The 15,593-nt window shown below is 68.9% G+C and carries 15 protein-coding genes and 1 riboswitch; of the genes, 13 read left to right on the top strand and 2 right to left on the bottom strand.

Annotation, left to right across the window (positions count from 1 at the left end; genetic code table 11):
• Positions 1–23: 23 nt before the first annotated feature.
• Positions 24–1,856 carry a DEDD exonuclease domain-containing protein gene (locus tag TPAU_RS13435; protein WP_013127303.1) on the bottom strand — a complete coding sequence of 611 codons (1,833 nt, stop codon included), beginning with the start codon at positions 1,854–1,856 and terminating at the stop codon, positions 24–26.
• 147 nt (positions 1,857–2,003) lie between these two features.
• Between TPAU_RS13435 and TPAU_RS13430 the strand changes: the two genes are divergently transcribed.
• The 5 genes from TPAU_RS13430 (at position 2,004) to TPAU_RS13410 (ending at position 7,310) form a co-directional block, all read left to right on the top strand.
• The gene (locus TPAU_RS13430) at positions 2,004–2,240 is read left to right on the top strand and encodes a hypothetical protein (protein WP_013127302.1); all 237 of its coding nucleotides are present in this window, start codon (positions 2,004–2,006) and stop codon (positions 2,238–2,240) included.
• 118 nt (positions 2,241–2,358) lie between these two features.
• Positions 2,359–2,522: riboswitch (cyclic di-AMP (ydaO/yuaA leader) on the top strand.
• A gap of 15 nt (positions 2,523–2,537) precedes the next feature.
• Complete coding sequence (locus TPAU_RS13425) at positions 2,538–3,236, top strand: C40 family peptidase (RefSeq protein WP_013127301.1); 699 nt, start codon at positions 2,538–2,540, stop codon at positions 3,234–3,236.
• 75 nt (positions 3,237–3,311) lie between these two features.
• Positions 3,312–4,358 carry an NlpC/P60 family protein gene (locus TPAU_RS13420; protein ID WP_013127300.1) on the top strand — a complete coding sequence of 349 codons (1,047 nt, stop codon included), beginning with the start codon at positions 3,312–3,314 and terminating at the stop codon, positions 4,356–4,358.
• Positions 4,359–4,401: 43 nt separating this feature from the next.
• Positions 4,402–6,120 carry an acyl-CoA dehydrogenase family protein gene (locus tag TPAU_RS13415; RefSeq protein ID WP_013127299.1) on the top strand — a complete coding sequence of 573 codons (1,719 nt, stop codon included), beginning with the start codon at positions 4,402–4,404 and terminating at the stop codon, positions 6,118–6,120.
• Positions 6,121–6,179: 59 nt separating this feature from the next.
• Positions 6,180–7,310, top strand: coding sequence for a glycosyltransferase family 4 protein (locus TPAU_RS13410; protein WP_013127298.1), 1,131 nt, complete (start codon positions 6,180–6,182; stop codon positions 7,308–7,310).
• Positions 7,311–7,366: 56 nt separating this feature from the next.
• Here TPAU_RS13410 and TPAU_RS13405 read toward each other — a convergent pair whose 3' ends face one another.
• A complete protein-coding gene (locus TPAU_RS13405) occupies positions 7,367–9,172 on the bottom strand; it encodes an AMP-dependent synthetase/ligase (protein WP_013127297.1) in 1,806 nt (601 codons plus the stop codon).
• Between the two features lie 148 nt (positions 9,173–9,320).
• Here TPAU_RS13405 and TPAU_RS13400 point away from each other — a divergent pair, with 148 nt between their 5' ends.
• The 8 genes from TPAU_RS13400 (at position 9,321) to TPAU_RS13365 (ending at position 15,589) form a co-directional block, all read left to right on the top strand.
• Complete coding sequence (locus TPAU_RS13400) at positions 9,321–9,731, top strand: hypothetical protein (protein WP_013127296.1); 411 nt, start codon at positions 9,321–9,323, stop codon at positions 9,729–9,731.
• Positions 9,724–10,185: an SRPBCC family protein gene (locus TPAU_RS13395; RefSeq protein ID WP_013127295.1), complete on the top strand. Its 462-nt coding sequence runs from the start codon at positions 9,724–9,726 to the stop codon at positions 10,183–10,185. The genes TPAU_RS13400 and TPAU_RS13395 overlap by 8 nt, the downstream gene beginning before the upstream one ends.
• Positions 10,185–11,399, top strand: a complete 1,215-nt coding sequence (locus TPAU_RS13390) for an ArsA family ATPase (RefSeq protein ID WP_013127294.1) — start codon at positions 10,185–10,187, stop codon at positions 11,397–11,399. The genes TPAU_RS13395 and TPAU_RS13390 overlap by 1 nt, the downstream gene beginning before the upstream one ends.
• Positions 11,392–11,877 carry a hypothetical protein gene (locus TPAU_RS13385; RefSeq protein WP_013127293.1) on the top strand — a complete coding sequence of 162 codons (486 nt, stop codon included), beginning with the start codon at positions 11,392–11,394 and terminating at the stop codon, positions 11,875–11,877. Before TPAU_RS13390 ends, TPAU_RS13385 begins: the two co-directional genes overlap by 8 nt.
• Positions 11,874–12,818, top strand: a complete 945-nt coding sequence (locus TPAU_RS13380; RefSeq protein WP_013127292.1) for an ROK family protein — start codon at positions 11,874–11,876, stop codon at positions 12,816–12,818. Before TPAU_RS13385 ends, TPAU_RS13380 begins: the two co-directional genes overlap by 4 nt.
• 123 nt (positions 12,819–12,941) lie before the next feature.
• A complete protein-coding gene (locus tag TPAU_RS13375; RefSeq protein ID WP_013127291.1) occupies positions 12,942–13,652 on the top strand; it encodes a lysophospholipid acyltransferase family protein in 711 nt (236 codons plus the stop codon).
• A gap of 11 nt (positions 13,653–13,663) precedes the next feature.
• Positions 13,664–14,140, top strand: a complete 477-nt coding sequence (locus TPAU_RS13370) for a polyadenylate-specific 3'-exoribonuclease AS (protein ID WP_013127290.1) — start codon at positions 13,664–13,666, stop codon at positions 14,138–14,140.
• Between the two features lie 51 nt (positions 14,141–14,191).
• Positions 14,192–15,589: a class II 3-deoxy-7-phosphoheptulonate synthase gene (locus tag TPAU_RS13365; RefSeq protein ID WP_041945060.1), complete on the top strand. Its 1,398-nt coding sequence runs from the start codon at positions 14,192–14,194 to the stop codon at positions 15,587–15,589.
• The last annotated feature ends 4 nt before the right edge of the window (positions 15,590–15,593 follow it).

The following is a 15,593-nucleotide window of genomic DNA, read 5'->3' as shown; positions in this document are numbered from 1 at the left end:
CGGCTGCCTTTCGTCGCCTGGGCTCACGCGGCGTGCGTGGTGCCCTCACTGTATTGCCTGCCGCTGCGCTGCGGCTGCGATGCCGCCGCGCGGGCATCGCGGCCGGCGGTGAGAGCACGCTCGGCCCACTCACGCCAGCGGCCCGCTCCGTGCAGCGGCTCACCCCAGGTGCCACGCACCTCGACGATGCGGGTGCCGGGTTGCAATGCCCAGCGCCGCAGCAATGCGGCCTCCTCCGGGCTGGCACCGTGCAGGACATCGGCGGGGAACAGCGCATCGGGCACGAACAGCGCGGGCTGATCCGCCGGCGCGTCCGCCTCGTACACCGTTTCCGCACCGGACCGCAGCCGGTCGAAGACGGGCATCGGCGGTACGCCGCGCGGCGCCACCCCGGCGGCGGCGAGCCGGCCGTGCCGCACGATCGACAGTTCCCATCCGCCGGCGCCGTCGGGATGGGCGATCGACAGTTCGGGTACCTCAGCGAACGCCGCCAGCGAGTGTGAGCGAAGCGTGATGTCGACCAACTGCGCGGTCCGGTCCCGCAGTCGCGCCGCCGATTCGAAGAATTCCCGTTCGACGAGCGAGTCGAGCCGCGCCTGCAGGGCGTCGAAGACGGCGCTGGAGCGGCCGGTGAGCATCGCCGCTGCCCGGTCGGCGCGCGGCCGGTAGAGCGAGGCCGGTTCGGGAGCGCTGACGGAACCGTGGCAGCCGCCGACGGGGCGCGTACCGTCGGGCCCGAGCGCGCAGGCATGCGCACCACCAGGCCGTAACCGGGTGGTGCACGTGCGCAGGCCGCAGGTTTCGGCGATGAGATCGGCGAGGTCGGCCGCCTCGGTGCGGGAGCGGATCGGGCCCAGGCACACGGACCCCGCCGGTGCGGATCGCTTCACCGCGAGCCGGGGAAACGGCTCCACGGTGAGACAGATCCACCAGCCGCGTTTCGGGTATTTCGAGCGCCGGTTGTACGGGGGCGTGTGGGCCGCGATCAGCCGTAATTCGCGGGCGGCGGCCTCGAGTGCGTGTGCGCATTCCACGTGGTCCACGCGCTCGGCGAGCCCGACCATCTCCTTGATCCGTCCGCGCGTCTCCCCGGAGGTGAAGTAGCTGCGCACCCGGCGGCGCAGGTTGCGGGAGGTGCCCACGTAGAGCACCTCGTCGCCCGGACCACGGAACAGGTACACCCCGGGGCGTTCCGGCAGCGGGTCGGCGAGGCCGCGTTTGGCACGCTGCTGCGGGGTGACGGAGGGGAGGTGACCGCGCAGCTCGGCGAAGGTGCGGATGCCGAGATTGCCCACCCGCCCGATGAGTCCGTGCAGCACATCCACGGTGGCACGGGCGTCGTCGAGCGCGCGGTGCGTGGGAGTGGTCTCCGCGCGGAACAGCCGCGCCATCTCGCTGAGCTTCACCGACGGTGCCTCGTCGCGGGTGAGCACCCGCCGCGCGAGCTGCACGGTGCACAGCGTCTGCGGTTTTGGCCACGGCGTACCCGTCGCGGCGGCGGCCGCTTTGAGGAAGCCGATGTCGAATCGCGCGTTGTGCGCGACGAGGACCGCTCCCTGTGCGAACTCGAGGAATGCGGGCAGCACCGACGCGATCGTGGGGGCACCCGTGACCATCGCCGTGGTGATGCCCGTGAGATGGGTGATGTGCGGAGCGATCCCGCGCTCCGGGTCGACCAGAGTGGCGAACTCGCCGAGTACCTCGCCGCCGCGTACCTTCACGGCGCCGATCTCGGTGATCGCATCGCCCCCCTTCGGGGAGCCTCCCGTGGTCTCCAGGTCGACCACGACGAAGGTCACCTCGCGCAGGTCGGGATCGGCGGCCGGCGAGTCGCAGTCGTCGAGCGTCAGCTGCATGACGTGACCGTAGGACGGACCTCCGACAGGTTTCGCGACCGTGTTCGACCCCGGAGGCGCCGGACGAAAACTTGTCGGTGGACCGTCCTACCTTCCGAACCGACCGGAGAACCCACCCGGCAGACCGACAACGGAGGGACCGCCGCCATGGCGCTGCACATCGATTGCTCCACCTGCCCCGCCAAACCCCGGGCGTGTGGGGACTGCTCGATCGGGTTCCTGCTCGGCCCCGTGGTCGCCGTCGCTCCGGGGCCGGATGTGCCGGCAGGTGAGGATGAGGCCGCGTCCGAGCCCGACCTGAATGTCGCGATCGCCCAGTTCGCCGGCGCAGGCATGCTTCCGCACCTCCGCGCCGTGCCTGAGCAGGGCAGACGCGCCGGGTGACCGCTGATGTCCGGCGTGTCGCCGGTCACATCGGCGCGTCCGGCTAGACAGGCGCGTTTCCGTTTCGTAATCTTTCCGAGACCTTATGGAGGACTCCGGGGCGATTCCGTCCCGTCTCCTGAGGTCACCGCCTAAGGGGCCGGCAGGCCCCGCCGGGGACCCACATGTAGTACTCGGGGTGAATCGCCGGAGTGCGGCGCCACAACGGCGACGCACACCGCGTAGGGCATCTTCCTCGCCCGAACCCGTCAGCTAACTCGGTCGGCGGTCGGGAAGAAACATAGGAGAGATCGCTTCGTGGCGAAACACCGTCTTCAGCCGCAGCCCAGCAAGGGTGCCACCGCCGCGCGCGGTGCCCTCGCCGCCGGTGCCGTGACCATCGGTACGCTCGCAGCCCCCGCGGCCACCGCCCTCGCGGCGCCCGCTCCCGCCGTGCCCGGTGCTCCGGCTCCCGCGCCGCTTGCCCCCGGCGCCCCGGCGCCCGCCGTCACAGCGAAGCCCGCCGTCAAGGCCAAGCCCGCCGCGAAACCGGCGCCCAAGGCTGTTCCCGGCGCCGCCACCCAGCACAACGTCGCCGCCCGCCCGGGCGTGGTGACCGGCGTGCAGATCGCACCGAAGCCGGGGACCACCACCGTCGCAGGCGTTCAGCCCGGTGGTGCTAAGGCCAAGGTCGTGCAGGCGGCGCTCTCGCGCACCGGACTGCCCTACTCCTACGGTTCGGCCGGCCCGAACTCGTTCGACTGCTCGGGCCTGGTCTACTGGTCCATGAAGCAGGCGGGCATGAATGTGCCGCGCGATAGCTACGGCCAGCTCGGTGGCGGTCGCCCCGTGCCGGTCTCCGATCTGCAGCCCGGCGATGTGGTGATCTACAACGGCGGCAGTCATGCAGCGCTCTACATCGGCAGTGGCAAGGTCGTGCACTCCGTGAACTACGGCACCCCGGTGAAGGTGAGCCCGCTCAACGAAATGTCGGTATACGCTGTTCGTCGCTACTGACGTACGCTGGGCGCTGTTGCTCATGCAACTGCTCGCCCTCTGACCTGCGGTATCCCTGGAAGGATCCTTTCGCTCGTGCCCTCGATTCCGCCCGTTCTCCGTGCGTCGTCCCAGCGTGGCTTCGCCGTCTCCGCGGCTCTGCTCGTGCTGGCGGGCGCCGCGGTCGGCGGTAGTGCCGGCGCCGATCCGAACGATGCGGACGCGGCTCTCAAGCAGTACGAGAAGCTCTCCGAGCAGGCTTCCGGAACGAACGAGGCGGCTAAGGGCGCGCAGGAGGATGTCGAGAAGGCGACCGCCGCCAAGCGCGCCGCCGATGCCACCGTCACCGCCGCGCAACGGGAAGTAGCCGCAGTCCAGGCCCGGCGCGACGCCCTGCAGCCTCAGGTCGATGCGATCGTCCGCGCCAATTACAAGGGTGCGCGCACCAATCGCACCTTCGCCCTCCTGGTCAGTGATTCACCGCAGAAGATGCTCGACCAGATGTCCACGCTCGACTTCCTCAACCGCGACGTGGTGAGCACGATCGACGGATTCAAGAAGGCCAAAGCCGCCGCCGTGTCGGCCGAGCAGCGTGCCACTGAGGCCGCGAAGAGCGCCGACACCGCGAAGACGGACGCGGAGCGTAAGCGCGACGACCTGAATAAGAAGAAGGCCCAGCTCGCAGCGGAGATCGCGCGGATCAAGGCCCTCTACGACCGGCTCACCGGGGCGCAGCGCGGTGCCCTCGTCGGACCGAACGTACCCGTGGACCCGACCAAGGTTCCCCCGGGCAGCTCCTCGGAGGCGGTCGCCGTCCGTGCCGCGCTCACCCGCGTGGGCATGCCCTACGCGTGGGGCGGTTCCGGCCCCGGCCAGTTCGACTGCTCCGGTCTCATGCTGTGGGCGTACAAGCAGGCGGGTAAGAGCCTGCCGCGCACCTCGCAGGCCCAGCTCTCCGGTGGCCAGCCGGTCTCGCGGTCGAACCTGCAGCCGGGCGACATCATCGTCTACTACCCCGGGGCGACCCACGTGGGCATGTACATCGGCGACGGCAAGGTGGTCCACGCGTCGACCTTCGGCGTGCCCGTCCAGGTGACGTCCATCGACGGTGCGGGCCCGTACAACTCCGCGGTGCGCTTCTGAGCGACCGCGGGGATTCGTGATCGCAATCGCGGTACCGTGAGGCATGTCCAGCCTCCTGATGAATCCTCGCACGACCGACTACGCCCATTTCGATCCCGAGACGCGGCGCTTGCTGCTGGCCACGGTCGAGTTCTTCGAGTCGTACGGCAAGGAGCGCCTGCTGCAGGCGGACCTCGAGGCCGAATGGGTCTCGGACTTCCTGGAGTTCGAAAAGCGCGAGCGGCTGTTCGCCACGTTCCTCACCCCGGCGGCGTACGCCGACGGCGATCCGAATCGCCGTTGGGACGGAGCCCGCAATGCCGCGCTGAGCGAGATCTTCGGGTTCTACGGCCTGTCCTACTGGTACGCCGAGCAGGTCACCATCCTCGGCCTCGGGCCGATCTGGATGAGCGATAACGAAGGGGCCAAACGCACGGCGGCACAGCAGCTCGCCGATGGTGGAGTGATGGCCTTCGGGCTCTCCGAGCGCTCCCACGGTGCCGATGTCTACAACACCGATATGGTGCTGACGCCCGGGGCAGACGGCGGATTCACCGCCTCGGGCACCAAGTACTACATCGGCAACGGCAATGTCGCCGGGATGGTCTCCGTCTTCGGCCGCCGCGCCGATATGGAGGGCCCGGAGGCGTACGTCTTCTTCACCGCCGATAGCCGGCATCCGAACTACCGGCTGATCGACAACGTGGTGCACGCCCAGATGTTCGTCTCGACCTTCGCGCTGGAGGAGTATCCGGTGGCGCCGGAAGACGTGCTGCACACCGGTCCGGAGGCTTTCGCTGCTGCCCTCAACACCGTCAACATCGGCAAGTTCAACCTCTGCCACGGCGCGATCGGCATCTGCGAGCACGCGTTCTACGAGTCGATCACGCACTCCAACAACAGGATCCTGTACGGCCACCCGGTTACCGACTTCAGTCATGTGCGGGGCAACTTCGTCGACGCCTACGCCCGGCTGGCGGCCATGAAGCTGTTCAGTGACCGCGCCGTCGACTACTTCCGCAGCGCCAGCCTGCAGGACCGCCGCTACCTGCTGTTCAATCCCGTCACCAAGTCCAAGGTCACGTCCGAGGGGGAGAAGGTGGTCACTCTCCTGCTCGATGTGATCGCCGCCAAGGGGTACGAGAAGAACACGTACTTCCACCAGGCGAACCGATTCATCGGCTGGATGCCACGGCTGGAGGGCACCGTCCACGTGAACGTGGCGCAGATCCTCAAGTTCATGCCGAACTACCTCCTCAACCCCGCCGAGTACCCCGCTATCGGCACGCGTCGGGACGCCGCCGACGATGCCTTCTTCTTCGCTCAGGGGCCGCTCGGCGGCGCGGGGAAGGTACGTTTTTCCGATTGGACTCAGCCCTACGAGGATCGCCTCGACATCCCGAACGTCGCGGTGTTCTACGAGCAGGCCCAGGCGCTGCGTACCCTGCTGCAGACCGCGGCTCCCGATGCCGAACAGAGCAAGGATCTCGACTTCGTGCTCGACATCGGGCACCTGTTCTCGCTCGTGGTCTACGGACAGCTGGTGCTGGAGCAGGCCGCCCTCACCGATCTTGATCGCGATGTGCTCAGCCGCATCTTCGACGTGCTGATCCGCGATTTCTCCGGCTACGCCGTAGGGTTGTACGGCAAGTCGTCGGCCACCGCAGCGCAGCAGGAGTGGGCACTGAGCGCGGTGCGCCGGCCGGTGGCCGATCAGGAGTCCTTCGATCGGGTGTGGCAACAGGTGGCCGCGTACGACGGTGCCTACGAGATGCGGCCCTGACGACGCGCGGACTCGGGGGCGTGCCCCGGCCCGGGGCACGCCGCCAGTACGGTTGAGCCATGCCGCGCACGCTGCTGGTCACCAATGACTTCCCGCCCCGCCCCGGCGGCATCCAGACGTACCTACAGGCCTTCGTCTCGCAGCTGCCGGCCGATGAGCTCGTCGTCTACGCCTCGCGCTGGAAGGGCAGCGAGGAGTACGACGCAGCGCAGCCCTACGAGGTAGTGCGGCATCCCACCTCGCTGCTCGTGCCGAGCCCCGATGCGCTCGGCCGCGCCCGGGATCTGGTGCGCAGCCATGACATCGAGACGGTGTGGTTCGGTGCCGCCGCTCCGCTCGCGCTCCTCGCCGCACCGTTGGAGGCGGCCGGTGCGCAGCACAGCGTGGCGTGCACCCACGGCCACGAGGTGGGCTGGTCGATGCTGCCGCCCTCGCGGGCATGTCTGCGCCGGATCGGCGACACCACCGACGTGATCACGTACGTCAGCAAGTACACGCGGGGCCGGTTCGCCGCCGCCTTCGGCGCGCAGGCCGCCTTGGAACACCTGCCGCCCGGCGTCGACACCGACGTCTTCAAGCCCGACGCAGCCGCCCGCTCGGAGCTGCGTGCCCGGTACGGCCTGGGCGACGACGAGCCCGTGGTGCTGTGTCTCTCGCGCCTGGTGCCGCGGAAGGGACAGGACATGTTGATCCGGGCGCTGCCGAAGATCCGGGCGCAGGTGCCCGGCGCGAAACTGGTGATCGTCGGTGGCGGTCCCTACTCCCAGACTCTGCACAAGCTGGTTCGCAGCACCGATGTCGAGGAGGCCGTGATCTTTACCGGCGGCGTCTCCGCCGGTGAGCTGGCGGCGCACCACAATCTCGGGGACGTCTTCGCCATGCCCTGCCGTACCCGCGGTGCCGGGCTCGACGTCGAGGGTCTCGGCATCGTCTTCCTGGAGGCCTCCGCAACCGGAAAGCCGGTCGTGGCGGGCGATTCCGGCGGCGCGCCGGAGACAGTGTGGGAGGGCGAGTCGGGTCACGTCGTGCCAGGACGTGATGTCGACGCGATCGCAGATGCGGTCGCGGGCCTGCTCGCCGATCCTGATCGCGCAGCCGCCTTCGGCGCCCGCGGCCGGGAATTGGTGGGGGAGCACTACAACTGGCGCCGCCTCGGCCACCGCCTGCAGACCCTGCTGAGCCCGTACTAGCCGGAGAAGCGTCTGCGCCCCACCGGAAAACCGATGGGGCGCAGATGATCGTGTGACTACTTCGCGTAGATCTCGGCGATATCGTCGGCGTACTTCTGCGTCACGACGTTGCGCTTGACTTTCATGGTCGGCGTCATCTCGCCGGTCTCCTCGCTGAAGTCCTCGGGCAAGATGCGTACCTTCTTGATCGCCTCGGCCTTGGAGACGGTGTCGTTGGCGACGGCCACGGCGCGGTCGATCTCGGCCTTGAGATCGGGATCTTCGCGCAGATCGGCCACGCTGGCAGACGCAGGCTTGCCGTTCGCGGACTTCCACTGCGGGAAGGCTTCCGGGTCGATCGTGATCAGCGCTGCGATGAACGGTTGCGCGTCGCCGATCACCATCGCCTGCGAGATCAGCGGGTTGCCACGCAGCGCGTCCTCGAGTCCGGCCGGCGAGACGTTCTTACCGCCCGCGGTCACGATCAGTTCCTTCTTCCGACCGGTGATGGACAGGAAACCGTCCTCGTCGATCGAACCCAGGTCGCCCGTGTGGAACCAGCCGTCCTCGAGCGCGGCTTTGGTGGCCTCCTCATTGCGCCAGTAGCCGCGGAACACCACGGAGCCCTGCAGCAAGATCTCGCCGTCCTCGGCGATCTTCGCGCCCTGCCCGGCGAGCGGCCGGCCGACCGTGCCGATCTTCTGTGCGCCTTCGACGTTCACTGTGATCGCCGCGGTCGACTCGGTGAGGCCGTAGCCCTCCATGACGGTCACGCCCACGCCCCGGAAGAAGTGGCCCAGGCGCGCGCCGAGCGGCGCGCCGCCCGAAATCGCGACCTTGCAGTTCCCGCCCAGGGCGGCCTTGAGTTTGCCGTAGACCAGTTTGTCGAAGACCGCATGCTTGACCTTGAGCACCAGGCCGGGGCCGCCCTTGTCAAGCGATTCGCTGTACTCGATCGCGGTCTGCGCGGCGGCGTCGAAGATCTTGCCCTTGCCGCCGTCCACGGCGCTCTGCTGGGCCGAGGCGTAGACCTTTTCGAAGACGCGCGGCACCGAAAGGATCAGCGTCGGCTTGAAGATGGCGAACTGCGGCACCAGGTTCTTGGTGTCGTTGAAGTGCCCCACCACGGCTCCGCCTTTGAAGCACGCGATGTTCACGGCACGCGCGAGCACGTGCGCCAGCGGCAGGAACATCACGTTCGAGCCACCCCGGATCGCCTCACCGAAGGGAGAGGCGAGGATCGCCTCGGCCTCGCTCATGAGGTTGGAGTGCATCAGCTCGCAGCCCTTGGGCCGGCCCGTGGTGCCCGAGGTGTAGATCAGGGTGGCCAGATCGGCGGCCTTCACGCCGGCGCGGCCCGCGTGCACCTGCTCCTCGGTGACCCCGGCGCCCTCGGCGGTGAGCGCGGCCACGGCGCCCTGCTCACCCTCGGCGGCGTCGATCTGGAGAACGCGCTTGACGTTGTGCAGCTTGCCGTTGAGCTCGGCCACCTCGGCGGCCTGCTTCGGTCCCTCGATGATGAGCAGCACGGCGTCCGAATCCTGCAGGATCCAATCGATCTGGCCCGAGCTGCTGGTCTCGTACACGGGCACCGTCACCGCGCCGACGGCCCAGATGGCGAAGTCGATCACGGGCCACTCGTACCGGGTCGAGGAGACCAGTGCGACGCGGTCTCCCGGCTGCACACCTTGGGCGATGAGCCCCTTCGCGACGCCGAGGATCTCATCGGCGTATTGCTTCGTGGTGACGGGCTTCCAGTCCTGCCCCACCAACCGCTTGACGCGCACGCTCTGCGGATCGGTGCGGGCCGCATCGAAGACGACGTCCACCGTGGACGCATCCGGGTCGATGGTGAAATTGGCGGGGACAGATATCTCGCGCACGAATCCTCCGGGTCGCATTCGGTGGGTATGTGGTGAACCTTACACCGGCCGTGAACGGCGACGGACGGCCCTGGCATCGCCCCGACCGACCGCCAAGATCGGCCTTCGCACGATTAAGCAGACCCGGCACCGTCCGCCCGGACGCCGGATGTGTGAAGCTTGTGTGGTGAGCACCATCCAAGTGGCCGACGTCGCGTTCGTCGCCGCCCACCCGAGTGCCGTGGCCGCCGCGATGGCGGGCGCGCAGCGGTGGCGCGGCTGGTTTCCGGATCTGCGCCTGACCGTCACCGAGGACCGGGGCGAGCTGGGGCTGCGCTGGAAGGTCGACGGCCCCGTGGTGGGCACCTCCGAATTCTGGATCGAACCGCACCTCGACGGTTGCCTGCTGCACTACTTCCTGCACGCCGAGCCCGCCGGCCCGATGACGCCGGAGCGGATCGTCGCCGAGGTCGCCGCGCGGCGCGTGCGCGGGCACGACGTGATGTTCGACGTGAAGTTCGGCGCCGAGGACGGACGCGTCCTGGGCGGTCCCGCGGTCGGGGAGGTCAGCGGTGTCTGACGCCGAGCGCACTCGCGAGTCCATCGTCATCGACTCTCCACCGGAGCCGATCATGGAGGCGATCTCCGCGTTCGACCGATACCCCGAATGGGTTTCCGCCGCACGGGAGGTCACCGTCCTCGACACCACCGACGACGGTAGGCCCAAGCGGGTGCGCTTCGTGCTGGAAGAGGGCTTCCTCCGGGACACCTACGAACTCGACTACACGTGGGCGCCGGGCGGTCGCTCGGTGGAGTGGGACCTCGCGGCGAGCACATTGCAGCGCACTCAGCACGGCCGCTACGACCTGACTCCCACCGCGGAGGGCGGCACCACCGTCACCTACACACTCGAGGTCACCCTGCAGATCCCGATGCTCGGGATGCTGCGCCGCAAGGCGGAGAAGGCGATCACCGATACCGCGCTCAAGGAACTCAAGCGTCACGTCGAGGGCGACCGGGCGGCCGGTTCCTGATGCCGGAGGACGCCGCGACCCGCGTACTGCTGGTGGCCGGCGCCGGGGGAGCTGGAAGAACGGCGCTGGCGACGGCGTTCGCGGCGCGTTCCGCCGGGGACGGCCGGACGCTGCTGGTGACCATCGGTCGGGTGATCGACCCGCTCGTGGCAGACGGTGCCGGCGAGGCCGATCACGTGCATCTCAATCCCGTCGAACTGCTGGCGCAGTGGTGGGAGACGCTGTCGGCGGGCGTCCGCGCCGGGCGGGGCGGCACCGATGCCGGCGAGACCGCGGTGGGCTTCGACCCGTTCGTACTGGAGGCGCCGGAACTCACCGGTCTCGCCGATGCCGAACACCTGCTGACGTTGCGGGCGATTCGCGGGCACGCGCAGTCCGGGCAGTACCGCACCGTGGTGGTCGACGCTCCGGCCTTCGACTCGATGCTCGCGCTGCTCTCCGCACCGTCGTCCATGGCCGCCTACCTGGAGCGGGTGTGGCCGCGCCATGTACGGCTCTCGGGCCCCGCTACGGGACGACCGACCGGTTCGCTGGCCGGGCTGCTCCTGGTGGAGCCGCTCGCCGGTCTCGCCGAACAGCTCGCCGCATTCGTGGCCGACCGGTCGCGCCTCGAACTCGTCTACGTCCTCACCGGCGACGGTGGCCGGCCCGTCCGCGCTCGCGAAGAACTCGCCGCGCTCGAAGTTCTCGGTCTCCGGCCATCGACGCTGGTGCTCAATCGGCTCCTGCAGGTGGACGATCGATTCGCGTTCGACCTCCCGCATCCGGCGGTGCGCCTCGTCGCCGCCGCCGTCGCGGCGCAGGACGACGCCCGGGAAGCCGTCGCGGAACTCGGGTGCGATCTCGACCGGCCTGTCGTCGAGGTCGCTGAGGCGGAGCGTCCCCTGCGCACCGCCGCCGATGCCGCCGCGCTGGGCGGGCTTCCGCAGGCCATCCCGGCCGGTTCCGCGCCGCCCGTGCCCACCGTGCATCGCACCGGCGGTGAGGGGCTCGACGCCCGGTACGAGTGGGCGATCGCGATGCCGCTGGTGGACCCGACCACGATCGGCCTGGGACGTGTTGAAGAGGATCTCCTCATCGATGCGCAGGGTGTGCGGCGGCGAATGCGGCTACCGTCGGTACTGCGCCGCTGCGTGGTTGCAGGAGCCGCCTACACGGAAGGGGAGTTGCGCGTGAGTTTCGTCCCCGACCCGGAGGTGTGGCCCCGTGTCTGACGCGTCGTCGGGCGCCGGCCCGGACTTCTCCTCGTTCTCGTCCGAGGAGTTCGTGGATGCGGCCACTCGCCTCTACGAGACCGCGCGCCCCTGGCTCGCGGCGGCCCTCGCCGACCATGCTGCGCACCCCGAGGGCGCGCCCGGCGGATGCAGGCTCTGTGCGCTGGGCGGCGCCGTGGTGCGCAACCTCGAACCCTTCGCCGATGAGGCCTCCCGTTCGCTCGGCCGGTTCGCCGACGAGGTGCTCGCCGACCTGATGAAGCTGGCCGAAGAGCTGCTGGGCACGGCCCGCACGGCGGCCGCAGCCGTCGCCGCCGACTACCTGTCGACGGTGCGCGGCCAGGCTCCGGCCGCGGCGCCCGACGGTCCCGTGCCAGCGGCCGCCCCGTCGTCCCAGACGCCGGGCTACGAACGGATCGATGTGCAGTTGCTCGGTGATGCCACCGCGCCCGTATCCGACAACGGTGAGGACGAATGACCCAGACCATCGGCATCGACATCGGAGGGACGTCGGTGCGGGCCGGCGTGGTGACCGACGACGGCACCGTCGTCGACACCGCCCGGGCGCAGACCCCGCGCAGTGCCCGTGCGCTCGAGGAATGCCTCGACCGCCTGGTCCAGGAGCTGTGCGCCGACCACGACGTCTCCGCGGTGGGCTTGGCGGTGGCGGGCTTTCTCGACCCGGCTCGGCAGAAGGTCTCTTTCGCTCCGCATCTGCCCTGGCGCAATGCCGCCGTTCCCGCCGAGATGAGTGAGCGCATCGGCATGCCCGTGGTGATGGAGCACGACGCCAACTCGGCGGCCTGGGCCGAGTACGTCTTCGGTCCCGCCCGCCGCAGCACGGTGACCTGCGTGGTGGCCCTCGGCACCGGCATCGGCTGCGGCCTCTTGATCGACGGGCAGCTCTACCGCGGCGCCTTCGGCGTGGCTCCCGAACTCGGGCACCTGCAAGTGGTTCCCGACGGAAGGCCTTGTGACTGTGGGAAATCCGGATGCTGGGAACGGTATTGCAGCGGCACTGCGCTGGTGGAGACCGCGATCGATCTGATGGGACCGCAGGGCTCGGCCAGCGTGCTCATGGCGCGTGAGCTCGCAGACGACCCGGGTTCGCTCACCGGGCGCAAGGTGGCCGCGGCCGCAGAAGCCGGCGATCCCGTCGCCCAGGAGGCCGTCGCCGATCTTGCACGCTGGCTCGGCGTGGGCCTGGCCATGGTCAGTGATGTCTTCGATCCCGATCTGATCATCGTGTCCGGTGGCGTGGGAGCATCGTCGCGGCTGTTCCTCGACGATGCGCGGGATCGGTACGCCTCCCTGCTCACCGGGGCCAAGTATCGGCGCAAGGCCCGGATCCGGGCCACCGAACTGGGGGAGCGAGCCGGAATGCTCGGCGCCGCGGCGCTCGCCCGCGATCTCGGATAGTGGATCGGCACTGGTGGAGCGCCGCTTCGCGTTTCTGCAAAACGGTCGTTCCCCGGGTTGGTCTGCCCGTCCGCCGGTAGAGTGGGCGGGGACACGTTCGACGCGAACTGGGAGCTGCGCGACATGTGGTGGATGGTCTTCAAATGGGTCCTCATCGGACCGGTGTTGCGCCTGTTCGGCCGGCCCCGCGTCGTGGGACTGGAGAACCTGCCGAAGGACGGCGCGGCGATCCTCGCCAGCAACCACCTCGCGGTGATGGATTCCTTCTTCCTCCCGCTCATGGTGCCGCGCAAGATCAAGTTCCTGGCCAAGAACGAGTACTTCACGGGCAAGGGTCTCAAGGGCGCGTTCAAGAAGTGGTTCTTCTCCTCCGTCGGCTGTATCCCGATCGTTCGTGGCAGCGCCGGTGCCGCGCAAGATGCGCTCAACGCGGGCGTCGGCGCACTGGAGCAGGGGCAGCTGCTGGGTCTGTACCCCGAGGGCACCCGCAGCCCCGATGGCCGGCTGTACAAGGGCAAGACCGGGATGGCGCGGATGGCGCTGGAGACCGGCGTGCCGATCATTCCCGTCGCGATGGTCGACACCGAGAAGTTCAACCCGCCCGGAACCACGCTGCCGCATCCCACCCGGGTGCAGGTCCGCATCGGCAAACCGCTCGACTTCTCGCGGTTCGAGGGCATGGCGGGTAATCGCTTCATCGAACGTGCCGTGACCGATGAAGTGATGTACGAGTTGATGAAGCTCTCCGGCCAGTCATATGTGGACGTGTACGCACAGGACGTCAAGGACGGCGTCGTCGTGCCGGGCGAGGAGCGCGTGGCCGGCGCCGCGTAGCGTCCACCCTCATGCGTTACTTCTACGATTTGGAATTCATCGAGGATGGAAAGACCATCGAGGTCATCTCGATCGGCATCGTCGGTGAGGACGGTCGCGAGTTCTACGCCTGCTCCACCGAGTTCGATCCCGAGGCCGCGGGGCCCTGGGTACGTGCGAACGTGCTGCCGAAGTTGCCCCCGCCCGCGAGCAAGTCGTGGGGTTCGCGCGCCGCGATCCGCGACGGGGTCTACGACTTCCTGACCGCCGCTCCCGGCGACATCGAGCTGTGGGCGTGGGTGGCCGCCTACGATCACGTCGCGCTCTGCCAACTGTGGGGTCCGATGACGGCCCTCCCGCGATCGATGCCTCGGTTCACCCGCGAACTCAAGCAGCTGTGGGACGAGCGCGGCCGGCCCCACCTGCCGCCCGCCCCGGCGGATGCGCACGACGCGCTGGCCGACGCCCGGCACAACCTGGCCAAGTACCGGGCGATCATGGCTGCTTAGCGCCCTCCTGATACCGCCGGGCGGGGCCCGCGTAATCTTTGTCACGTGGCAGTGAACTGGACCGTCGACGTCCCCATCGATACTCTCCCCAAGCTTCCGGATCTTCCGGGGGATCTGCGCCAGCGCCTCGATGACGCCCTCGCCAAGCCCGCGCTGCAGCAGCCGTCCTGGCCGCGGGAGCAGGCCGATGCGATGCGCACCGTCCTCGAATCGGTGCCGCCGATCTGCGTGCCACCGGAGATCCAGTCGCTGCAGGACCAATTGGCCGAGGTGGCGCTCGGCCGAGCGTTCCTCCTGCAGGGCGGTGACTGCGCCGAGACCTTCGTCGACAACACCGAGCCGCACATCACCGCGAACATCCGCACGCTGCTGCAGATGGCCGTGGCCCTCACCTACGGCGCTTCTATGCCCGTGGTGAAGGTGGCCCGCATCGCGGGCCAGTACGCCAAGCCGCGATCCTCGGACACCGATTCCCTCGGGCTCACCAGCTACCGCGGCGATATGGTCAACGGCTTCCCGCCGGAGGAGGCGGTGCGACGCCACGACCCGTCGCGCCTGATCCGCGCGTACGCCAATGCGAGCGCGGCGATGAACCTGGTGCGCGCCGTCACCGGCTCCGGTATGGCCGATCTGCACAAGGTGCACGAGTGGAACCGCGAGTTCGTCACCAGTTCACCCGCCGGAGCTCGCTACGAGGCCCTCGCCGCCGAGATCGACGGCGGCCTACGGTTCATGGCGGCCTGTGGCGTCGAGGACCGGAACCTCAAGGCCGCCACCATCTTCAGTAGCCACGAGGCTCTCGTTCTCGATTACGAGCGGGGCTTGCTGCGGCTCGCCGACAACCCCGACGACCCCGAGGCCCAGCAGGTGCTCTACGACCTGTCGGCGCACTTCCTTTGGATCGGTGAGCGCACCCGCCAGCTCGACGGCGCGCACATCGCCTTCATGGAGCTGATCAACAACCCGATCGGCATCAAGATCGGCCCCACCACCACGCCGGAGCAGGCCGTGGAGTACGTCGAGCGGCTCGATCCGCGCAACAAGCCGGGCCGTCTCACGCTCGTCTCGCGGATGGGTAACGGGAACGTGCGCACTGCGCTCCCGCCGATCGTCGAGGCCGTCGAGGCCACGGGGCACAAGGTGATCTGGCAGTGCGATCCGATGCACGGCAACACCCACGAATCCTCGACCGGTTACAAGACCCGCCATTTCGATCGCATCGTCGACGAGGTGCAGGGCTTCTTCGAGGTACACCGCGCCATCGGATCGCACCCGGGCGGCGTGCACGTGGAGCTCACCGGCGAGAACGTCACCGAGTGCCTCGGTGGTGCGCAGGATATCTCCGACGCCGATCTCGCCGGTCGCTACGAGACCGCGTGCGACCCTCGCTTGAACACCCAGCAGAGCCTCGAGCTGGCCTTCCTGGTCGCGGAGATGCTGCGCGGATAAAGCC

The organism is Tsukamurella paurometabola DSM 20162, assembly GCF_000092225.1.
Taxonomy (GTDB): Bacteria; Actinomycetota; Actinomycetes; order Mycobacteriales; family Mycobacteriaceae; genus Tsukamurella; species Tsukamurella paurometabola.
This window is presented reverse-complemented; position numbering and strand designations above follow the sequence as displayed.